The organism is Methylobacterium frigidaeris, from assembly GCF_022179185.1.
GTDB classification, from domain to species: domain Bacteria; phylum Pseudomonadota; class Alphaproteobacteria; order Rhizobiales; family Beijerinckiaceae; genus Methylobacterium; species Methylobacterium frigidaeris.
Window position 1 is genome coordinate 83,741 of sequence record NZ_BPQJ01000012.1, and the last position, 20,026, is coordinate 103,766.

At 72.2% G+C, this 20,026-nt stretch carries 17 protein-coding genes; 3 read left to right on the forward strand and 14 right to left on the reverse strand.

Annotation, left to right across the window (positions count from 1 at the left end):
- Positions 1–447: 447 nt before the first annotated feature.
- Both MFF64_RS14515 and MFF64_RS14520 read right to left on the reverse strand, forming a co-directional pair.
- Complete coding sequence (locus MFF64_RS14515) at positions 448–1,476, reverse strand: TRAP transporter substrate-binding protein (RefSeq protein ID WP_099908704.1); 1,029 nt, start codon at positions 1,474–1,476, stop codon at positions 448–450.
- 76 nt (positions 1,477–1,552) lie between these two features.
- Complete coding sequence (locus tag MFF64_RS14520; protein WP_099908705.1) at positions 1,553–2,431, reverse strand: HTD2 family dehydratase; 879 nt, start codon at positions 2,429–2,431, stop codon at positions 1,553–1,555.
- 144 nt (positions 2,432–2,575) lie between these two features.
- Here MFF64_RS14520 and MFF64_RS14525 point away from each other — a divergent pair, with 144 nt between their 5' ends.
- Positions 2,576–4,603 (forward strand): elongation factor G, encoded by a 2,028-nt coding sequence (locus tag MFF64_RS14525; protein ID WP_099908706.1) that lies wholly within the window; start codon positions 2,576–2,578, stop codon positions 4,601–4,603.
- A 7-nt stretch (positions 4,604–4,610) separates the two neighbouring features.
- Here the strand turns inward: MFF64_RS14525 and MFF64_RS14530 are convergent, their stop codons facing one another.
- The 3 genes from MFF64_RS14530 to MFF64_RS14540 all read right to left on the reverse strand — a co-directional run bounded on the left by MFF64_RS14530 (position 4,611) and on the right by MFF64_RS14540 (position 7,981).
- Positions 4,611–5,591 carry a cation diffusion facilitator family transporter gene (locus MFF64_RS14530; protein ID WP_099908707.1) on the reverse strand — a complete coding sequence of 327 codons (981 nt, stop codon included), beginning with the start codon at positions 5,589–5,591 and terminating at the stop codon, positions 4,611–4,613.
- A gap of 104 nt (positions 5,592–5,695) precedes the next feature.
- The gene (locus MFF64_RS14535; protein WP_099908709.1) at positions 5,696–6,514 is read right to left on the reverse strand and encodes an alpha/beta hydrolase; all 819 of its coding nucleotides are present in this window, start codon (positions 6,512–6,514) and stop codon (positions 5,696–5,698) included.
- A gap of 117 nt (positions 6,515–6,631) precedes the next feature.
- The gene (locus MFF64_RS14540) at positions 6,632–7,981 is read right to left on the reverse strand and encodes a dicarboxylate/amino acid:cation symporter (RefSeq protein ID WP_099908711.1); all 1,350 of its coding nucleotides are present in this window, start codon (positions 7,979–7,981) and stop codon (positions 6,632–6,634) included.
- A 325-nt stretch (positions 7,982–8,306) separates the two neighbouring features.
- Here MFF64_RS14540 and MFF64_RS14545 point away from each other — a divergent pair, with 325 nt between their 5' ends.
- On the forward strand, positions 8,307–10,166 hold the full coding sequence (locus tag MFF64_RS14545) for a sensor histidine kinase (RefSeq protein WP_099908712.1): 1,860 nt from the start codon (positions 8,307–8,309) through the stop codon (positions 10,164–10,166).
- Positions 10,163–11,503 (forward strand): sigma-54-dependent transcriptional regulator, encoded by a 1,341-nt coding sequence (locus tag MFF64_RS14550; protein ID WP_099908713.1) that lies wholly within the window; start codon positions 10,163–10,165, stop codon positions 11,501–11,503. Before MFF64_RS14545 ends, MFF64_RS14550 begins: the two co-directional genes overlap by 4 nt.
- Positions 11,504–11,507: 4 nt before the next feature.
- On the opposite strand, the gene MFF64_RS14555 is transcribed toward MFF64_RS14550, so the two are convergent.
- The 9 genes from MFF64_RS14555 to MFF64_RS14595 all read right to left on the reverse strand — a co-directional run bounded on the left by MFF64_RS14555 (position 11,508) and on the right by MFF64_RS14595 (position 19,837).
- Positions 11,508–12,056: a methyltransferase domain-containing protein gene (locus MFF64_RS14555; protein ID WP_207768266.1), complete on the reverse strand. Its 549-nt coding sequence runs from the start codon at positions 12,054–12,056 to the stop codon at positions 11,508–11,510.
- A 381-nt stretch (positions 12,057–12,437) separates the two neighbouring features.
- Complete coding sequence (locus tag MFF64_RS14560; protein ID WP_238191306.1) at positions 12,438–12,728, reverse strand: AraC family ligand binding domain-containing protein; 291 nt, start codon at positions 12,726–12,728, stop codon at positions 12,438–12,440.
- An 11-nt stretch (positions 12,729–12,739) separates the two neighbouring features.
- A complete protein-coding gene (locus MFF64_RS14565; protein WP_099900930.1) occupies positions 12,740–13,768 on the reverse strand; it encodes an extracellular catalytic domain type 1 short-chain-length polyhydroxyalkanoate depolymerase in 1,029 nt (342 codons plus the stop codon).
- A 214-nt stretch (positions 13,769–13,982) separates the two neighbouring features.
- Positions 13,983–14,894, reverse strand: coding sequence for an outer membrane protein (locus tag MFF64_RS14570; RefSeq protein ID WP_238191309.1), 912 nt, complete (start codon positions 14,892–14,894; stop codon positions 13,983–13,985).
- A 244-nt stretch (positions 14,895–15,138) separates the two neighbouring features.
- Complete coding sequence (locus MFF64_RS14575) at positions 15,139–16,464, reverse strand: bifunctional folylpolyglutamate synthase/dihydrofolate synthase (RefSeq protein ID WP_099904255.1); 1,326 nt, start codon at positions 16,462–16,464, stop codon at positions 15,139–15,141.
- Positions 16,465–16,615: 151 nt separating this feature from the next.
- Positions 16,616–17,569: an acetyl-CoA carboxylase, carboxyltransferase subunit beta gene (accD, locus tag MFF64_RS14580; RefSeq protein ID WP_238191311.1), complete on the reverse strand. Its 954-nt coding sequence runs from the start codon at positions 17,567–17,569 to the stop codon at positions 16,616–16,618.
- Positions 17,570–17,619: 50 nt separating this feature from the next.
- Positions 17,620–18,450 (reverse strand): tryptophan synthase subunit alpha, encoded by an 831-nt coding sequence (gene trpA / locus MFF64_RS14585; RefSeq protein ID WP_099904257.1) that lies wholly within the window; start codon positions 18,448–18,450, stop codon positions 17,620–17,622.
- Between the two features lie 106 nt (positions 18,451–18,556).
- Positions 18,557–19,489, reverse strand: coding sequence for an ABC transporter ATP-binding protein (locus tag MFF64_RS14590; RefSeq protein ID WP_238191313.1), 933 nt, complete (start codon positions 19,487–19,489; stop codon positions 18,557–18,559).
- A gap of 33 nt (positions 19,490–19,522) precedes the next feature.
- On the reverse strand, positions 19,523–19,837 hold the full coding sequence (locus MFF64_RS14595; protein WP_099907605.1) for a hypothetical protein: 315 nt from the start codon (positions 19,835–19,837) through the stop codon (positions 19,523–19,525).
- Positions 19,838–20,026: the final 189 nt, after the last annotated feature.

Genomic DNA, 20,026 nt, shown 5'->3' on the forward strand with positions numbered 1-20,026 from the left:
GTTAGGGCTTAAAAAGTCGGGGAGGCGCGCAGCGGCATCAGGCTCGCCCGCGATCGTTCGCCATGTCGAACCGGTCGGCGAGTCTACCTTGTTACGGCACGTTTCGGACTGTGTTCGCTCTGTATGGGTGTTCTGCGACAGTCCTGTGAAGGTTGCTGTGGGAGTGGGCAGCCTCGTCTCTCGCCGTCGCGGCTGGGACGGTCGACTTGTTTCCCGGCGACGTATCGCCCTGGGACTTGATCCGTCACGACGGGATCGCGACGCGAAAAAGCCCCGCCGTCGCTCTCTCGACGGCGGGGCGCGATTGCCGAGCAGACCTGTGAGACGAGGTCCGGACGATTCCTTCCGGACCTCGTCTCAGCAGCCCGCGCGGTGCCTGAGCGAAGCCGATTTCCGCATGGCGAAGCAATCAAACGGAAATCGCGTGAGGTGGGTGTGAGACTGCCTCTACTGCGTCCCGCCCTTGGCTTCCTTCTGGAATTCCTCGATGACGTCCTTGCCGACCCGCTTCGCCATGTCGGCGGTGACCGGCTCCAAGGCCGCCTTCCAGGCCGCCTTCTCCTCGGAGGTGAGCGTGATGAAGGTGGTCTTGCCCGACTTCTTCATCTCCTCGAGGGCGTCGGCATTGTCCTTGTCGGCGACCTCGTTGGCGTAGGCCGTCGCCTCCTTCATTGCCTTGTCGAGCTCGGTCCGGACGTCGGCCGGCAGGCCGTCCCAGAACTTCTTGTTGGTGATCACCGCGTAGCCGATGTAGCCGTGATCCGAGAGGGTAATATACTTCTGCACCTCGTGGTGCTTCTGGGTGAACATATTCGAGGGCGTGTTCTCCGAACCGTCGACCACGCCGGTCTGCATGCCCTGATAGACCTCCGAGAAGGCCATCACCTGCGGGATCGCGCCGAGCGCGCGGAACTCCGCCTCCAGCACCTTCGAGGACTGGATCCGCATCTTCAGCCCGCGAAAGTCGGCCGGCATCCGCAGCGGCTTGTTGGCGCTCATCACCTTGAAGCCGTTGTCCCAGTAGGCCAGCCCGGTGATGCCCTTCGATTGCAGCTTGTCGAACAGGCGCTTGCCGAGCGCCCCGTCGGTGACCCGGCGCAGGGCCGCCTTGTCGGGCAGGATGTAAGGCAGATCGAAGACCTCGAACTCCTTGGCGCCGAGCGGCCCGAACTTCGCCAGCGACGGCGCCAGCATCTGCACGGCGCCGAGCTGCAGCGCCTCGACCTCCTCCTTGTCCTTGAACAGCTGCGAGTTCGGGTAGACCTCGACCTTCACCTTGCCGTTCGTGTACTTCTCCGCCAGCTCCTTGAACTTGTCGGCGCCGCGGCCCTTCGGCGTGTCGGGCGCGACGACGTGGCTGAACTTGATCAGGATCGGCGCCTGGGCGAGCGCGGCACCCGACAGGAGAAGCAGGGCGGTGCCGGCCGCGAGGACGCGGCGGGTGAGCCCCCGAGCGGGGCGGGACGACTGCGTCATGGCGTTTCCTCGTCGTTGTCGGTTCGTTGGGAGCGAACCTGACAGTTCGGCCCGGCCCCCGCAATGCGCCGATCGCCTAACCCGCGGCCGCGTCGGACTCCAAGATTGCCTCGGCCTCCAAGATTGCTTCGCCCTCCATGTGGACCGCGCCGTCCACCGCCGTCCAGGCCCGGAACCCCTCGCCCTCGCGCCGTCCCGCCACCGCGAAGCGCGATCCGGCGATCATCGGCGCGACGCCGCGGTAGCGGAACCGCGCCGGCACCCGGCCGAGGCGGGCGGCGGCCAGGTTGAGGAGCAGGCTCGCCTGCATCGGCCCGTGGACCACCAGGCCGGCATAGCCCTCGACCTGCGTGGCGTAGGGGTGATCGTAGTGGAAGCGGTGACCGTTGAAGGTCATCGCCGAGTAGCGAAACAGCAGCACGGAATTGGCTTCGACCGACCAGGCGGCCTCGTCCTCGGCGGGAACGGGCTTGGGAGGCGGCGCGGCATCCCCCGGCCGGCTCGCCTCGCGGTAGACGATGTCCTGCCGGTCGCGGATCGCCGGGCCGCGCTCCGTCTCGTACTCGTGACGCACGGTGACGAAGCACAGCGTGCCGGTTCGCCCGGTCTTCACCGCCACGTCCGCCACGGTCTCGCGCCGCACCACCCGATCGCCGATCCGCAGGGGCGCCAGAGTCTCGACCTCGCCGCCGGCCCACATCCGCCGCGGCAACGGCACCGGCGGCAGGAACCCGCCCTTCGCGGCGTGGCCGTCGGGCCCGAGCGCGTCGGCAGCCGGGGTCTCGGGGCCGAGGCACCAGTGCAGGGCGAGGGGCGCTTCGCCCTCCGCCACCGGCGCGAGATTGGGGGCCAGCGTGGCCCGGTACTCGGCCACGAGGCGCGGCGTCACGAAGTCCTCGACCTCCCGGGTGCGGCCGATCCAGCCGCGCAGGTGGTCGATGTCGATCTCGGGCATCAGCGTTTCCTGTCCTCCGGCCGCGTCATGCCGGGCCGTTCCGCTCTATATCGGCCCGTCTTCGCGCCTGCACACCTGCGGCCTGGACCGCATCGCGGCCGGGTGCTTAACTCCCTGTCAACAAAGACAGGGTGGAGACGTCACGTGGCTGCGCAGCACAGGTGCATCGCGATCGTCGGTCCGTTCCAGAGCGGCAAGACCGCCCTGCTCGAGGCCATCCTTCATCGCACCGGCGCGATCGACCGGCCCGGGCGCGCCGGCTCCCGGGTCGGCGACACCTCGCCGGAGGCGCGGGCGCACGGCATGAGCGTCGAGCCCGCCTTCGCCACGGCGCGCTTCCTGGATGAGGGCTTCACCTTCATCGATTGCCCCGGCTCGATCGAGTTCGCGCACGACCTGCGGGCGGTGCTGCCGGCATGCGACGCCGCGATCGTGGTCTGCGAGGCCGACGAGCGCAAGCTGCCCGCCCTGGAGCTGACCTTGCGCGAGCTGGAAGCCGCCGGGATCCCGCGCCTTCTGTTCATCAACAAGGCCGAGACCGCGCCGGGCTCCCTGCGCGACGCCCTGGCGCTGCTGCAACCCGCCTCCCGGGTGCCGCTGCTGATGCGCCAGATCCCCCTGATCGAGGGCGAGGCGGCGGTCGGCTTCATCGATCTCGCACTGGAGCGCGCCTTCATCTGGCGCGAGCAGGCGCCGAGCGAGGTCGTGGCCCTGCCCGACGGCGAGCTGCCGCGGGAGAAGGCCGAGCGCTACACGATGCTGGAACGCCTCGCCGATCACGACGACGCGCTCATGGAGGACCTGATCGCCGAGGTCGAGCCGGAGCGGGACCGGATCTTCGCCGATCTCGCGAGCGAGCTGCGCCAGGGCCAGGTGGTCTCGGTGCTGTTCGGCTCGGCCGAGCACGGCCACGGCATCACCCGCCTGCTGAAGGCGGTCCGGCACGAGGCGCCTGGCCTGTCCGAGACCCGCGCGCGCCTCGGCGTCGCGGAGGAGGGCGCGCCGCTCGTCCAGGTGATGAAGACCCTGCATACCGGCTTCGGCGGCAAGCTCTCGGTCGGCCGGGTGCTGCGCGGCGCGGTCCGCGAGGGCGACGCGGTGACGGGTTCCGGCGGCGCCGCCCGGGTGGCGGGCTTGACCCAGCTCGCGGGTGCAGCCGGCAGCCGCGTGCCGGAGGCGCAGGAGGGAGAGGTCGCAGGGCTCGCCAAGCTCGATCCGATCGCCACCGCCGAGACGCTGACGACCGGGGCCGAGGCGCCGGCGGCCCTGGTCCACCTGCCGCCGCCCGAGCCGGTCCACGCCCTGGCGCTCCGGGTGCGCGACCGCAAGGACGACGTGCGCCTCTCGGCGGCGCTGACCAAGCTCGCCGACGAGGATCCGGCGCTGCTCGTCGAGCACCGCGCCGAGCTCGGCGACCTGCGCCTCTCCGGCCAGGGCGAGATGCACCTGCGGGTCGCGGTGGAACGCCTCGCCTCGCGCTTCGGCATCGGGGTCGAGACCGAGCGGGCGCGGATCGCCTATCGCGAGACGATCCGCGGTCCCGCCGAGGCGCGGGCGCGGCACAAGAAGCAGACCGGCGGCCACGGCCAGTTCGCCGACGTCGCGCTCGCCGTCCGGCCCCTGCCGCGGGGCGAGGGATTTCTGTTCGAGGACGAGGTGGTGGGCGGCGCGGTGCCGCGCCAGTACATCGCCTCGGTCGAGGCCGGCGCCCGGGCCTTCACCACGAAGGGCCCGCTCGGCTTTCCCGTGGTCGACATCGCCGTGACCCTGAAGGACGGGGCGGCGCACGCGGTCGATTCGTCGGATGCCGCCTTCCAGGCCGCTACGCGCCTGGCCATGGAGGACGCCCTGGCGAAGGCCGGGCCGGTGCTGCTCGAACCGATCCTGGCGGTCTCGATGGCAGTGCCGAGCGGCGCCACCGCGCGGGCCACCGGCCTCGTCACCGCCCGACGCGGCCAGATCCTCGGCTTCGACGCGCGGCCCGGCTGGTCCGGCTGGGACGTGGTCGAGGCCCTGATCCCCGAGGCCGAAATGACCGACCTGATCGTCGAGCTGCGCTCGGCCACCGCCGGGGTCGGCACCTTCACCACCCGTTTCGACCATCGGGCGGAGCTGACGGGACGTGCCGCCGAGGCGGTGCTGGCGCGCCAGCCGGTGCGCAAGGCGGGGTGAGGGCGCTCTACACCACGTGGTCCGGCGCCAGCGCGCAGGCCGGACCACCGGCCAGCTCCACCTGGAGCGTCACGTGGGCGATGCCGAAGCGCTGGCGCAGAGCAGCGGCGCATTCATGCAGGAAGGCGTTGCCGGGATGGCCCTCCGGCATCACCAGATGGGCGGTGAGCGCGGTCTCGGTGGTGCTCATCGGCCAGACGTGGAGGTCGTGCACCTCCGCCACGCCTGGCCGCTCGGCGAGGCAGCGGCGCACGTCGGCCGGGTCGATGCCCGGGGGCACGGCGTCCAGCGACAGCACGACGCTGTCGCGCAGGAGTCCCCAGGTGCCGGCGACGATCACCGCCACGATGACGAGGCTCGTCACCGGGTCGACCCAGGTCCAGCCGGTCCACAGGATGACGAGGCCAGCCACGACGACGCCCGCCGAGACCGCGGCATCCGCCAGCATGTGCAGGTAGGCACCACGCACGTTGAGGTCACCCTTGCGGCCGGAGGCGAACAGCCAGGCGGTGACGCCGTTCACCGCGATGCCGATGAGCGCCACGATCGTGACGGTGAGCCCCGGGACCGGCGCCGGTTCGCTGAATCGCTGCACCGCCTCCCAGGCGATGGCGCCGACCGCGACCAGCAGGAACACCGCGTTGAACAAAGCTGCCAGGATCGACGACGAGCGCAGCCCGTAGGTGAACCGCGCCGTCGGCTGGCGCCGGCCGAGCGTCGCCGCCGCCCAGGCGACGACGAGGCCGAGCACGTCCGAGAGGTTGTGGCCGGCATCGGCGAGGAGGGCCACGGAGTCGGTCAGGACGCCGTAGACGCCCTCGATCAGCACGAAGCCGGTGTTCAGCGCGATGCCGACCGCGAAGGCGCGGCCGAAATTCGCCGGGGCGTGGACGTGGCCAGGGCCGTGGTGGTGGTGACCGTGCTCATGAGCATGGTGATCGTGCCCGTGATCGTCGTCGTCGTGCGCGTGGTCGTGGTGCTGGCCCATGCCTGCTCCCTGTCCCTCGCGCAGGCCCCCGGCCTGCGCGGTCAATCCGGCGCCGTAGCTTTAGGGCGAGGCCCGCGAGGGGGCGAGCCCCGCAGGCCGCAGGGTCAGCCCGCCGCCAGACGCAGGGCCGCCTCGGTCAACGCCCCGTCCGGCCGGATCATCTGGTCGAGCACCGTGAAATGGTCGTCGCCGGGGAGGGGCAGGAGGTCACCGGGGAGCCCGGTCCCGGCCCAGGCGGCCTGGTAAACCTGCGATTGCCGGCACAGCTCCGGCAGCTCGCTGCCGCCATACGCCACGGCGAGCGGCCCGGCCTGGCGCGGCAGGTGCCGGATCGGCGAGAGCGCCGCCACCTCGTCCTCGGTGAGGTGGAGCGCGTCGTCGAGCGCCGTGCGCCGGACCGGTGCGAGGTCGAAGATGCCGCTGACGGCCAGGCCCGCATCGACCTCGGGGCAGGCCATCGCCAGGGCCGCGAGGTGGCCGCCGGCGGACCAGCCCGACACGACGAGGCGGGGTGGGCTCGCATGCGCGCGCAGGCGGGCGAGGGCCGCCGGGATCTCGGCGGCGAGCGCCGTCATCGTCGCCTCGGGGCAGAGGGTGTAGCCGATCATCGCCACGTCGAGGCCGCGGGCGAGGGGGCCCTCGGCGAGCGCGGAGAAGCCGTGCTTGTCGTTGCGCTGCCAGTAGCCGCCATGGATGAAGGCCAGCAGCGGCGCGCCCGCCCGGCCGCAGCGGAAAAGGTCGAAACGCTGCCGCGCCCCATCGCCGTAGGGGACGTCCAGCTCGTCGGAATGCGTCTCCCGGAACGCCGCGCTGCGCTCCCGCAAGGCCGCCATGAAGGCGCTGCTGCCCGGAACCGCGCCGGAATTGTCGTAGGCCCTGCTCAGGGTCGCGCGGTCCATCCCGCGCCAGTCGCCGCCCGCCATCGCGAATCCTCCCGAAACCAGGGCAGGACGATAACCCGGAAAACGAAAGGGGCGGCCCCGCGCCGCGCGCAGGGCCGCCCCGTCCTTCAGCCCGGGGCCGCAGCCCCGGATCCTGTCTTACTCGGCGGCCTGGAGGGCCGGGACCGGGCCGGTCTCCTCGAGCGGCAGCGGGTTGCCGTCGAGGGCGGCCTTCAGGCGGTCCATGTCGACCTCACCCTCCCAGCGGGCGACCACGATGCAGGCGACCGCGTTGCCGATGAAGTTGGTGAGGGCCCGGCACTCCGACATGAAGCGGTCGATGCCGAGGATCAGCGCCATGCCGACGACCGGCACGGAGGGGACCACCGCGAGGGTCGCCGCCAGGGTGATGAAGCCCGAGCCGGTGACGCCCGCCGCGCCCTTGGAGGAGAGCATCGCGACGAGGAGCAGCAGGGCCTGCTCGCCGTAGGTGAGGGGCGTGTCCGTCGCCTGGGCGATGAACAGGGCCGCCATGGTCATGTAGATGTTGGTGCCGTCGAGGTTGAACGAGTAGCCGGTCGGGACCACCAGGCCGACGACGGGCTTCGAGCAGCCGGCACGCTCCATCTTCTCGAGCAGCGAGGGCAGGGCCGACTCGGAGGACGAGGTGCCGAGGACGAGCAGCAGCTCCTCCTTGATGTAGCGGATCAGCTTCACGATCGAGAAGCCGTTGTAGCGGGCGACCGCGCCGAGGACGACGAAGACGAAGATCGCGGAGGTCAGGTAGAACGCGCCGACGAGGTAGGCGAGGTTGGCGAGCGAGGCGATGCCGTACTTGCCGATGGTGAAGGCCATCGCGCCGAAGGCGCCGATCGGAGCGACCTTCATGATGATGTGGACGACGCCGAAGATCGCCTCGGACAGGATCTTGATGAAGTCGAGCACCGGCTTGCCGCGCTCGCCCAGGAAGGCGAGGCCGAAGCCGAACAGCACCGAGAAGAACAGAACCTGCAGGATCTCGCCGCCCGAGAACGCCCCCACCGCCGTCGACGGGATGATGTTCATCAGGAAGTCGGTGATCGTCTGCGTCTTCGCCTTCTCGGCGTACATCGCGATCTGCTTGGGATCGAGCGACTTCGGATCGATGTGCATCCCCGCGCCCGGCTGGACGAGGTTCGCGATGATCAGGCCGACGATCAGTGCCAGCGTCGAGAAGGTGAGGAAGTAGATCAGCGCCTTGCCGCCGACCCGGCCGACCTTCTCGAGGTTGGTCATGCCGGCGATGCCGGAGACCACGGTGAGGAAGATCACCGGGGCGATGATCATCTTGACGAGCTTGATGAAGGCGTCGCCGAGCGGCTTCATGTCGGCGCCGAGCGCCGGGTAGAAGTGGCCAAGCGTGATGCCGATCGCGACCGCGACCAGGACCTGGAAATAGAGGGTCTTGTAGATCGGCTTCGGGGCCGGCGGCGCGTGCGGCGCGGTCAGCGGGGGCGGGATCGTAGCCATCGGACGTTCTCCCTATAATGGCTCGTTGCGGGGTGGCATTTCGCGGCGGACCGCGGGACGCTCTTGGTTTTGGCCTCTCGGCGGGGTTCGATCTGGTGCAGGCCTGCCGCGCACCGGCAGGCCGCGGACGGACACACAATGGCAACCGGCGTGCCAGCCGGCGGAAAATCGAAATTTTTTGTTAAGTGTAGAAAAATAAAAGGGTTTTCATGACACAGGAGGAGCCGGCCCCGGAGGGCCTTCCGGCGCGCCGCAACGCGGGGCGGGATCCGTTCCGGAAATCCGCAACCGCCCGGACCGGGTCCCGCAGCCCTACGGGGCGGCCGTGACCGGCTGGCGCGCGTGGCCGCGCTCCCCGGCCCTGCCCTGGCTCCTGAGCCTCGCACTGGTTCTGGCCGCGGCCCTCCTCGCCGGCCGCTACGCCGAGCGGGCGGCGCTCGCCGACCTCCGGCGCTCGGCCTCGGCGACGCTGGCGCTCCATGTCGCCGCCTTCCGTACCGAGATGCAGAAGCAGGGCTCGCTGCCGCTGGCGCTGGCCAGCGACCCGGAGATCACCGCGGTGGTCGGACCCTCGCCGGACCCGGCGCTGCTGGCCCGGGTCAACGATCGCCTCGCCGAGATCGCCCGGGCTTCGGGGGCGGCCGTCATCTACGTCATCCGCCAGGACGGCACCGCGGTCGCGGCGAGCAATGCCGGCGAGCCGGGCAGCTTCGTCGGGGCGATGTACGCCTTCCGACCCTATTTCCAGCAGGCGCTCGACGAGGGGGCGGGGCGGCAATTCGCGCTCGGCACCGTCAGCGGCCGGCCCGGCCTCTATCTCAGCCGCCGGGTCGCTGGCCCCGGAGGACGGACCGGGGTGGTGGTCGTCAAGGTCGAGTTCGACGGCATCGAGGCCGCCTGGCGCAAGGGCAGCGAGAAGGGCGGCGAGGCCGTGATGGTCACCGATCCCCGCGGCATCGTGCTCGTGGCGAGCGAGCCGGCCTGGCGCTTCGGCACCCTGCGGCCGGTGCCGGAGGAGGAGCGTCGGCTGATCCGCGAGCGGCTCGAATTCGGTGACGCGCCCCTCAAGCCCCTGCCGCTCCACCCGGCAGGGGACGGAACCCTGCGGCGGGTCGGCAACGGGGCGGAGCCGGCGCGGCTGGCGCTCCCCCTCGACGCCGCCATCCCGGGCACGACCTGGCAGCTCCACACCCTGACCCGGGTCGGCGTGGCGGTGGCGCGCGAGCGGATCCAGGCCCAGGTCATCGCCGGCCTCGCGGTCGGCCTCGCCTGCCTCGGCCTCGCCGAGATCGTCGGGCGGCGGCGGCGCCTGCGGGCGAGCCTCGCCGAGGCGGCGGCCCGGCGCACCGAGCTGGAGGAGCGGGTGCGGGCGCGGACGCAGGCGCTCACCGAGGCCAACCGCCAGCTCAAGGCCGAGATCGCCGAGCGGCAGCGGGCGGAAGCCGAGCGCCAGCGCCTCGGGCGCGAACTCGCCCATGCCGGCCGCCTGGCGGCCCTCGGCCAGTTCGCCGCCAGCATGGCGCACGAGATCAACCAGCCGCTCGCCGCGATCCGCTCCTACGCCGACAATGCCGGCATCCTGATCCAGCGCGAGCGATTCCCCGAGGCGACCGAGAACCTCGCTGCCGTCGGCCGCCTGACTGAGCGCATCGCCGGCCTGACCCGTCAGCTCAAGGGCTTCGCCCGCAAGGCCTCGGGGCGGCGCGACCCCGTGGCGCTCGCGGGCGTGGTGCGGGCGAGCCTCGAGGTGGTGGAGGGGCGGCTCGACGGCATCGACCTCGCCCTCGCACTGCCCGAACCCTCGCCTTATGTCCTAGGGGACGGGCCGCGGCTGGAGCAGGTCGTGGTCAACCTGGTGCAGAACGCCCTCGACGCCGTCGCGGGCGTGAACGAGCCACGCATCGCCATGACGGTGCGGGTCATGGGAGAGCGCGCGGTGCTGGAGGTGGGCGACAATGGCGGCGGGCTGCCCGAGGGGGGCGCCCAGGTGTTCGACGCGTTCTTCACCACCAAGGCCAGCGGTCTCGGCCTCGGCCTGGCGATCTCGCGCGGCATCGTCGAGGATTACGGCGGCACACTCTCGGCCGGCGCCTCGCCCGAGGGCGGCGCCCTGTTCCGGGTCGAGCTGCCGCTGGCGCCCGCAGCGGCGCAGGGAGCCGATGCAGTCCCCGGAGCCGCCGCATGAGCGCGCCGTCCCAACGCGTGATTTTCGTCGACGACGAGGAGGAGGTGCGCCGGGCCAACGGCCAGAGCCTCGACCTCGCGGGCTTCACCGTCGAGACCCATGCCGACGCCGAATCGGCCCTGCGGGCGATCCTGGCCGAGCCCCCCGGCGTCGTCGTCACCGACGTGCGCCTGCCGGGGCTCGACGGGCTCGGCCTGTTCGCCGCCATCCAGGAGGCCGACCCCGAACTGCCGGTGATCCTGATCACCGGCCACGGCGACATCACCATGGCGGTGCGGGCGATGCGCTCGGGCGCCTACGACTTCCTGGCCAAGCCCTATCCGGCCGAGACCCTGGTCGCCTCGGTGCGCCGGGCGCTCGAGCGCCGGGCGCTGGTGCAGGAGAACCGCTCGTTGCGCGCCCGCCTCGACGCCGCGGTGGCGGAGGACCCGGCCTTCCTCGGCGTCTCGCCGGGCATCACCCGCCTGCGCCAGTTCGTGCGCGAGGTGGCTGAGGCCGATGTCGACGTCCTGGTGCTTGGCGAGACGGGCTCCGGCAAGGAGGTGGTGGCGAGCGCGCTCCACCGCTGGAGCCGCCGGGCGAAGGGCAACTTCGTGGCGATGAATTGCGGCGCCCTGCCGGACACGGTGGTGGAGAGCGAGCTGTTCGGCCACGAGGCCGGCGCCTTCACGGGGGCGCTCAAGAAGCGGGTCGGGCGCATCGCCCACGCCGATGGCGGCACGCTGTTCCTCGACGAGATCGAGAGCATGGCCCTCACCATCCAGGTCAAGCTCCTGCGCGTGCTGCAGGAGCGGGTGGTGGAGCCCCTCGGCACCAACGCGATCCAGCCCGTCGACATGCGGGTGGTAGCCGCCACCAAGATCGATCTCGGCCAGGCCGCCGCGCAAGGGACCTTCCGCGACGATCTCTATTACCGCCTGAACGTCGTCTCGGTGGCGATCCCGCCCTTGCGCGAGCGGCGCGAGGACGTGGCGCTCCTGTTCGAGCATTTCCTGCGCAAGGCCGCCGCCCGCTTCAACCGCGCGCCGCCGCCGGTGACGCCGGCGATCCGCGAGCACCTGAGCCGGCACGACTGGCCCGGCAACGTGCGCGAGCTCGGCCATTTCGCCGAGCGCTGCGCCCTGGGGCTCACTCCCGCCGGCCCCGCGCAGGCGGAGCCCGCGAAGGCGGCGACGCTGGCCGAGCAGATGGACCGTCACGAGCGCAGCCTGATCCGCGACGAGCTGATCATGGCCGGCGGCGACGTGCGGGCGGCGGCCGAAGCCCTCGGCACCCCGCGCAAGACCCTCTACGACAAGATCGCCCGCCACGGGCTCGACCCGAACGACTACCGGTGAGGGGTCATCCCCGCCGGCACGTCGGCGGTGGCCTTGAAGAACGTGTAGCAGAAGGTGCTGTCCGGCGCCGCAGGGCGTCGAGGCCGGCATCGAGCGCGGCCTCGTCCGTCAAGCCCGCCCCGATCGCCTCGTCCCGGATGCCCGCGACCATCGCCGCGAAGGTCCGGCGAACGAAGCCGTCCCCGAGGGCCGGCCGGGACCCGTCGGCATGAAGGAGCCGCGCCGAGACCCGCACTCCTGCGAGGCCCGCCTGCCGCAGGAGCGGCCCGAGGCGGCGGCCGATCTCCGGATCGCCCCCGGCCGCGCGCTGCAAAGGCACCTGGCAGGCGATGGCGGCCCGCGCCCGTGGATTGTTCGGATGAAGCAGGACCGAGCCGTGATCGCCCTCGATTACCGTCAGGCTCCCGCCCGGCCGCGCCACCCGGCCCAGCTCCGCCAGGGCCGCGAGGGCCGCCGCCGGCTCGGGCAGATGCTCCAGCACGAAGCAGACTAAGGCGTGATCGAAGGCCGCATCGGGGAAGGGCAGGCGGCCACCTCGGCGGGCTTGCGGCATGCGGCGAGCAGCCGACGCGCCGCTGCACCAGATAGGCGTGCGGCGTCGTGCCGATGGCGCGGGAGAAGCCCCGCAGGAGCTGGAAGCGGCTGACGCCCGACATCCCGGCCAGCTCCGCCAGGGTCACCGCCTCGCCGGGGGCGTCCTCCAGCCGCCGCAGCGCCCGGGCGACGAAGGGCGGCGGGCCGCACCGCCGGGCCGGGCGGCTGCCGTAACGCGACAGGAGGGGGACAAGGAGCGCGACCAACGCCTGCTCGACCGAGATGGGCTCCGGCCGGGCCGCAGCGATACCCGTGAAGAGCCGGACGAACCGCCCGGCCAGGAGCGGATCGCTCAAGGCCGGACGGGTGATCTCGACGTCTCCGGGCATCGCGTCCCGGATCAGGTCGTGAGAAGCGGTGGATCGAGGGAGAGCATCTGCCAGGCCCGGCTCTGCGCCCGAACCGGGAGGCCGTCGTGGATCTCTCCCGGATTGACGCTGATGAGGTCGCCGGGGAACGCCTCGACGGCGCCGATGCCGCTCCACGAACGGTGCCCGCCGGGCAGGATGACGCCGATGCCGTAATGGTCGTGCGCGTGTCGCGGGAAGGCACGGTCGGACGAGATCGAGACCGCCTCGAGCCCCGACAGGCCGGACCGGTGCTGGCGCGCCCGGTGCCTCTCCTCCCGCATGCCCCCCGTCCTCAGTTCCGGCGCGGATGCGCCCGGAAGAACCGCCACATCTCGCGCGTGGCATCGGGCCCCTGCGGATCCGTGTAGCTGCCGGCCTGGCTGCCGCCGGACCAGGCGTGGCCGGAGCCGTGGATCACCCAGTGCTCGAAGGCCGGGCGGCCGGCGGGATCGGCGTAGACGCTCCACTCGAAGGCGCGGCCGTTCGGGGCTTGTGCCCCCTCGCGCCGGATCAGGCGCCCGCCGGTGGCGGCGATGAGCGCCGCGCCGTTCTTCGGGTTCACGGTGGTGTCGCGGTCGCCGTGGAACACGATGGTGGGGATCGCGGCCGCGTCCCCGGTGGCGCCGTCGCGCATCGCCGCGAGCGCGCCCGGCAGATCGCGGGCCGCCCCGGCGCAGAGACCCGAATGCACGCCGAGAGCCGCGTAGAGGTCCGGATAGGCCGTCGCGACGTTGGCCGCCGCGGCGCCCCCGGCCGAGAGCCCGGCGACGTACACTCGCCGCGGATCGACCGCGTAGGCCGCCGTGACGGCGCGGGTGATGCCGGCGATCACGCCGGTCTCGCCGCGGTCGCGGCCCTGGTCGGCGGGGTTGAACCAGTTCCAGCAGCGGGCGTGATTGGCGCTCCGCGTCTGGGCCGGGTAGGCGACGAGAAAGGTCTCTGCCTCCGCGAGGGCGTTCATGCCGGTCCCGGCGGCGAAATCCTCCGGCGACTGGGTACAGCCGTGGAGCATCACCACCAGCGGCACCGGCCGGCCGCGATAGCCGCCCGGCACGTAGAGGCGGTAGGCGCGCCGCCCCGGCGGACCCGCGAAACTCTCGGACAGGAAGCGCCCGGGGGAGGGCGCCGCTCCGGAATGGGGGCCCAGCAGCCGGTCGCGCAGCCACGCCAGGCCGTCATCGGCCTGCCGGGCCAAGCTCCGTGGCACATTCCGCGGGATGTCGCGCAGACCCTGCGGCAGGGCCGCCCAGGCTCCGCCGAGATCACCGGCCCGAAGGCGGCGGGCTGCCTCCGCGAGGGCGTTGAGGCGCGTGTCGCGCATGGTGCTGGTCTCCGGCCGGGCGCCCCGGCACGGGAGACGTGGGGAGCCATGATTCGGCAGCGTGCCGGAGCTGCGGCCAAGCTTCAACGAGGAGGAACCCCCCTCGCCGTGGCGGTCGTCACCGCGTCGTCGACGCGCGATCCGTGTGTCCAAACGCGAAGAGCCCGGCCGTGAGGCCGGGCTCCGCTCCGTCGGGAGGACGGACGATCGGGTCTTAGTAGGAGCCGAACTTGTAGTTCAGGCCGGCGCGGACGACCGCGAACTCGGTCTCGCGACGGTACAGGTTGGCCGGGCCGACCGACACCACGCCCGGCGAGAACACCGAGTACTGCGTGCCGTTGGTGGTCTGCGCGAACACGCCGTTGTTGCGGTTGCCCTGATCCAGGTTCACGTACAGACCTTCGACCTTCAGGGTCACGGCCGACGACCGGAAGAAGTTCAGGAACGAGTCGGTGGGCAGAGCGTACTCGACGCCGCCGCCAACGGTCCAGCCGGTCTGGAACTCGTCGCGCGAGCTGTTCGGCAGGCCGAAGTCGCGGCCGCCGCCCGAGCCGTAGGCGAAACCGCCGGTGGCGTAGACGAGGGTGCGGTCCCAGGCGTAGCCGAGGCGGCCGCGCACGGTGCCGAAGAAGTCCAGGCCCGAGATGCCGTTCGGGTTGAACACCAGGGTGCCGGGGGCGATGCCGCCGCCCGGCGCGGTGGCGAAGGCGAAGCGGTTGCGGTCACGGCCGAAGTCGACGTACTGGGCGTCGGCCTCGATGCCGACGACCACGCCCGAGCCCGGGGTGAACTGGTAGTTGTAGCCGATCTGGCCGCCGCCGACGAAGCCGTCGTTGCTGTTGCGGTTGGCGAAGGCGAGCACGCCGGAGGTCGGAGCGCCGGCGGCGTTCACGAACACGGTGTTGCCGAGGGTGGTGCCGGCCGGCACGCCGACGACGGTCGGGGCGCGGGTGTCAGCGGTGTTGAAGCCGTAGCCAGCGTTGAAACCGGCGTAGAAGCCCGTCCAGGTGAAGACCGGCACCGGCGTGAAGACCGGCGGCGGAGCAACGCGGCGCGGCAGGTCCGCGGCCGAAGCGGCGGCGGTCAGCGCGGTGAAGGCAGCGAAAGCACTCAGGAGTTTCTTCATGATGGTCCCCAGCAGGTTCCCCGATCGAGGCCAAGCTAGACCATTTCCCGGTCCCACGATGTAGCAGTTCAGCCACATCGGTGCGGCAACGACACGGACCGGTTGCGGAAGGGGGGAAATGTCAAGTCTGCCGGCAAACCATCCCGCGTTTCCCCCTCATGTAACGGATGCGCCGTCCCGCGCCATTCACCACACCGCAACGCTTCGCTTCGTCGCACCCGCCGAGCCGCGGGCGTGAGGAACGTCAAGTCGGCGGGGTGCCGTTGGCGGAGAGCGCCGCCCCGGCGAGGTAGAGCGAGCCGCAGATCAGCACCCGCGGCGGACGCTCCCAGGCCCGGTCGCCCAGGGAGACCAGGGCCGCCTCGAGGCTCGGCGCCGTCGCGGCGCTCAATCGCACCCGCCCGGCGATCTCCGCGATCTCCTCGGCCGGCCGGGCTGCCATCTGTCCCGTGAGAGGCACGGCCACCAGGAAGCGGGCGAGGCCGGTGAAATTGGCCAGGAACCCCTCCGCGTCCTTGGTGCCGAGCAGGCCGGAGACGAGGACGAGCGGCGCGTCGCCGCGCTCCTGCAGGTCCGCCATCGCGGCCGCGAGGATGCGCCCGCCGTCGATGTTGTGGCCGCCGTCGAGCCAGAGCTCCGAGCCCGGCGGCACGAGCCCGGCGAGCCGGCCGCGGCGCAGGCGCTGCAGCCGGCCCGGCCACTCGATGGCGGACAAGCCCGCCTCGAAAGCCTCGGTGCCGATGTCGCCGAAGCCCGCGGCGCGCAGGGCCGCGATCGCCGTGCCGGCATTGACGATCTGGTGACGACCGGCGAGCCGCGGCCGCGGCAGGTCGAGGAGCCCGTCCTCGTCCTGGTAGACCAGCCGGCCGCGCTCCTCGTGAGCGGAGAAATCCTGGTTGCCGACGAGGATCGGCCCGGCGCCGACCGCCTCGGCCCGGGCGCAGAGCACCGCATCGGCCTGGGCGTAGTCCTGCGGGGCGATCACCGCCGGGCAGCCGCGCTTGAAGATGCCGGCTTTCTCGCCGGCCACCGCCTCGACGGTGTCGCCGAGATACTCGGCATGGTCGCGGCCGATCGGCGTCACCACGGCGCAGGCCGGCCGGTCGATGACGTTGGTGGCGTCGACCCGCCCCCCGAGGCCCACTTCCAGCAGCAGCACGTCGGCGGGCGCCTCGGAGAACAGCAGCAGGGCCGCCGCGGTGGTGATCTCGAACACCGTGATCGGCGCGCCGGCATTCACCGCCTCGCAGCGGGCGAAGGCCTCGGCCAGCCGGTCCTCCGGCACGAAGCGCCCGCCGCCGACGGCACCGAGGCGGATGCGCTCGTGGAAGCGCACGAGGTGGGGCGAGGTGTAGACATGGGCCGAGAGGCCGCCGGCCTCCAGGATCGCCCGCATGGTGGCGATGGTCGAGCCCTTGCCGTTCGTCCCCGCCACGTGGATCACCGGCGGCAGGCGCCGCTCCGGGTGGCCCAGGGCCGCGAGCAGGCGTTCGATGCGGCCGAGAGACAGGTCGATGGTGCGCGGATGCAGGGCGAGGAAGCGCGCCATCAGGGCGTCGGAGGATTCCATCGGTGGTCTCGCGGGGGACTCAAGACCTCGCTCGCCGCCGGTCCGGCGGCGGGTCGCGAGAGAGGATCAGAGGCGGGGCGGGCCCGCAATCCCGACGACGTCGGGATCAGGTCGACGAGTCCGGCGAAGCGGGACGGGCCCGCGCGGCGCCTCACGCCGGCACGGGCTTGCCCTCGGACTTCGCTTCAGGCTTGGCCTCGGGCTTCGCCTCCGCCCTGGCCTCGACCTGCGCCGCAGGGGACTCGACCGGCACCTGCATCAAGAGCCCGCACAGGCGCGCGACCGTGCCCTTCAGGTCGCGCCGATGCACGACCTGGTCGACCATGCCGTGCTCCTTCAGGTACTCGGCGCGCTGGAAGCCGTCGGGCAGCTTCTCGCGGATGGTCTGCTCGATCACCCTCGGACCGGCAAACCCGATGAGCGCTCCCGGCTCGGCGAGGTGCACATCGCCGAGCATCGCGTAGGAGGCGGTGACGCCGCCGGTGGTCGGGTTCGTCAGCACCACGATGTAGGGCAGGCGGGCCGTGTTGAGCCGGCGCACCGCCACCGTCGTGCGGGGCATCTGCATCAGCGACAGGATGCCCTCCTGCATCCGCGCCCCGCCGGAGGCGGCGAACAGCACGTAGGGCGTGCGCTTCTCGAGCGCCGTCTCGGCACCGCGCACGAAGGCTTCGCCGGCGGCCATGCCGAGCGAGCCGCCCATGAAGCCGAAATCCTGCACCGCCAGCGTCATCGGCAGGCCCGAGACGCGCCCGAAGCCGACCTTGAACGCGTCGGTCATCCCGGTCTTGGCGCGGGCATCCTTGAGCCGGTCGGCGTAGCGCTTCTCGTCGCGGAACTTCAGGGGATCGGCCGCCACCTCGGGCAGCGGTACGTCGAGCCAGGTGCCCTGGTCGAACATGAGCTTCAGGCGCTGCTGCGCGGTGATGCGCAGATGGTGCTCCGAGCCCGGAATCACCCAGCCATTGGCTTCCACCTCCTTGTGGAACACCATCTGGCCGGTCTCCGGGCACTTCACCCAGAGATTCTCCGGCGTCTCGCGCTTGAACAGCGTCTTGATCTTCGGGCGCACGACCTCGGAGATCCAGTTCATCGCCTCGACCATGATCGCTCCTCGGTCGTCGGGTTCGTGTCGGCTTATATGGTGTGTCGGCGTCAGCCCGCGCGACCATCGCGCACGCCGGCGGCAAGCTCGCGCACGAGGGTCGTCACCGCCTCGACCGAGCCTGCTCGAGCCCGGCCCTCGCCGTCGAGCGTGCCGGCCAGCGCGGCGACGATCGCCGAGCCCACCACCACGCCGTCGGCGGAGCGGGCGATGGCGGCGGCGTGATCGCCGGTCTTCACGCCGAAGCCGACCACCACCGGCAGGTCGGTGTGGCGGCGGATCCGCTCGACCGCGCCGGCCACCACGCCGAAATCCGGGGTCGCGGTGCCGGTGATGCCGGTGATCGACACGTAGTAGACGAAGCCCGCGGTGTTCGCGAGCACCGCCGGCAGCCGCGCCTCGTCGGTGGTCGGGGTGGCGAGGCGGATGAAGGCGAGGCCGGCTTGAATCGTCGGCAGGCAGAGCTCGTCGTCCTCCTCCGGCGGCAGGTCGACCACGATCAGCCCGTCGATCCCCGCCGCCTTGGCCTCGTCGAGGAAGCGGGCGACGCCGTAGATGTAGATCGGGTTGTAGTAGCCCATCAGGATCACCGGCGTGCCGGTGTTCTCCTCCCGGAACCGGCGCACCAGATCCAGGGTGCCGGCGAGGGTCTGCCCGCCTTTCAGCGCCCGCAGCCCCGCCGCCTGGATCGCCGGCCCGTCCGCCATCGGGTCGGTGAAGGGCAGGCCGAACTCGACGATGTCGGCCCCGGCCTCGGGCAGGGCGCGCAGCACCTGGAGCGAGGTCTCGGCATCGGGATCGCCGGCCATCACGTAGGTCACGAGGGCGGCGCGCTCTTCCGCGCGGCAGCGGGCGAAGGTGTCGGCGAGGCGGGTGGACATCGGGGGCGACCTCGGTGGCGGCGTCGCGCCCGTGGAAGAGGGCGCGCGCCGCGGACGGGCGGAACGGATCGCCGCGCCTACACCATCGGAGGCCGCAGATAAAGTTTCACGCCGAAGGACCGCCCTCGGCGGCGGCGCGCAGGGCCGCGAGCGTCACCGAGCCCCCGGCGAGGCCGACACGCTCCCGCCCGCTCGCCAGCATCAAGGCCAGAGCGTCCTTGAGCGAGGCGTCGGGCGACAGGCGCGGTGCGTCGCCCGCGGGGCCCGGCTCGGCGTGGTCGCGGGCCGGCAGCAGGGAGAGACGGCGCAGCAGCCGGTCTCCGCCGACGAACTCCGCCGCGAAGGCGTCGGCCGGAGCGGCGAGCAGCGCTGCCGGCGGCGCGACCTGGACGAGGCGTCCGTCCCGCATCAGCGCGACCGTGTCGCCCATCCGCACCGCCTCGTCGATGTCGTGGGTGACCATCAGCACGGTCTTCTGCAGCCGGCCCAGGATCCCCCGGACCTCGTCCTGCAGGCGGGTGCGCGCCACCGGGTCGACGGCGCCGAAGGGCTCGTCCATCAGCAGTACCGGCGGGTCGGCGGCGAGCGCCCGGGCGACGCCCACGCGCTGGCGCTGCCCCCCCGAGAGCGCGTCCGGCCGCCGGTCGCGATACTGGCCGGGTTCGAGGCCGACGAGGTCGAGCATCGCGTCGACCCGCTCCGTGATCCGCGCCCGCGTCCAGCCGAGGAGACCCGGCACGGTCGCGACGTTCTGCGCGACCGTGCGGTGCGGGAACAGCCCGACACCCTGGAGCACGTAGCCGATGCGGCGGCGCAACCCGATTGGGTCGAGTCCGGCGACGTCCCGGCCCTCGACCAGGACCCGGCCGGCGCTCGGCACCACCAGGCGGTTGACCAACTGCAGGGCGGTCGACTTGCCGCAGCCCGACGGGCCGATCAGCACGCAGGTCGTGCCGGCCTCGACCGCGAGATCGAACGCGTCGAGCGCGGGCTCGGTCTGCCCGGGATAGGTCTTGGCCGCGCCCTCGAAGCGGATCATCGGCACGCCTCCGCGTCGGGAGCCCCGACCGGCTCAGCAGCCGTGGCAGATCGACCCGAGGGTGCGCTTCATCCGCACGTCCCAGGCCTTGTCGCGGGCCGCGGTGGCGGCCTGGGCCTTGCGGAGGGTTTCCGCCCCGTCGGCCTTCGCGACCGCCGGCTTGGCCACGGCAGGACCCGCGCCATCGACCCGGCGGGGCTGGCGCCGGCCGGCCGCGGGGGGCGCGGGCACCGCCTCCGGCGCGGTGACGCCCGCGGGCGCGGAGCCGAGCGGGGCAGGAGTCTCGGTCTGCGCCGCGGCGGAGCCGGCGGCGAGGGCGAGGAGGGCGGTGGCGAGGAGGAGGCGCATGGCGGGGTCTCGGGGCCGCCCGCTCAGGTTGCGGGAAGCCGAAAAAGGGGCCGTCGCTCCACCTTATGCATTTTTCCGATGGCAAGGACACCGGCGCCGATCGGCGCATCCGGCTGCCGAGGCGCGGATCGGGCCGCGCGGGATCCCGTCTGCCCGCGGAGGAGAGGACCCATGCCTCTCCTCCGCGGG

Bases quoted from the DNA above. Each gene is read 5' to 3' on its own strand.
- accD (WP_238191311.1), bottom strand. From the start codon at position 17,569: ATGGTCGAGGCGATGAACTGGATCTCCGAGGTCGTGCGCCCGAAGATC.
- MFF64_RS14560 (WP_238191306.1), bottom strand. From the start codon at position 12,728: ATGCGGGAGGAGAGGCACCGGGCGCGCCAGCACCGGTCCGGCCTGTCG.
- MFF64_RS14565 (WP_099900930.1), bottom strand. From the start codon at position 13,768: ATGCGCGACACGCGCCTCAACGCCCTCGCGGAGGCAGCCCGCCGCCTT.
- MFF64_RS14570 (WP_238191309.1), bottom strand. From the start codon at position 14,894: ATGAAGAAACTCCTGAGTGCTTTCGCTGCCTTCACCGCGCTGACCGCC.
- MFF64_RS14540 (WP_099908711.1), bottom strand. From the start codon at position 7,981: ATGGCTACGATCCCGCCCCCGCTGACCGCGCCGCACGCGCCGCCGGCC.
- MFF64_RS14515 (WP_099908704.1), bottom strand. From the start codon at position 1,476: ATGACGCAGTCGTCCCGCCCCGCTCGGGGGCTCACCCGCCGCGTCCTC.
- MFF64_RS14590 (WP_238191313.1), bottom strand. From the start codon at position 19,489: ATGATCCGCTTCGAGGGCGCGGCCAAGACCTATCCCGGGCAGACCGAG.
- MFF64_RS14530 (WP_099908707.1), bottom strand. From the start codon at position 5,591: ATGGGCCAGCACCACGACCACGCGCACGACGACGACGATCACGGGCAC.
- trpA (WP_099904257.1), bottom strand. From the start codon at position 18,450: ATGTCCACCCGCCTCGCCGACACCTTCGCCCGCTGCCGCGCGGAAGAG.
- MFF64_RS14555 (WP_207768266.1), bottom strand. From the start codon at position 12,056: ATGCCGCAAGCCCGCCGAGGTGGCCGCCTGCCCTTCCCCGATGCGGCC.
- MFF64_RS14575 (WP_099904255.1), bottom strand. From the start codon at position 16,464: ATGGAATCCTCCGACGCCCTGATGGCGCGCTTCCTCGCCCTGCATCCG.
- MFF64_RS14535 (WP_099908709.1), bottom strand. From the start codon at position 6,514: ATGGCGGGCGGCGACTGGCGCGGGATGGACCGCGCGACCCTGAGCAGG.
- MFF64_RS14550 (WP_099908713.1), top strand. From the start codon at position 10,163: ATGAGCGCGCCGTCCCAACGCGTGATTTTCGTCGACGACGAGGAGGAG.
- MFF64_RS14520 (WP_099908705.1), bottom strand. From the start codon at position 2,431: ATGCCCGAGATCGACATCGACCACCTGCGCGGCTGGATCGGCCGCACC.
- MFF64_RS14595 (WP_099907605.1), bottom strand. From the start codon at position 19,837: ATGCGCCTCCTCCTCGCCACCGCCCTCCTCGCCCTCGCCGCCGGCTCC.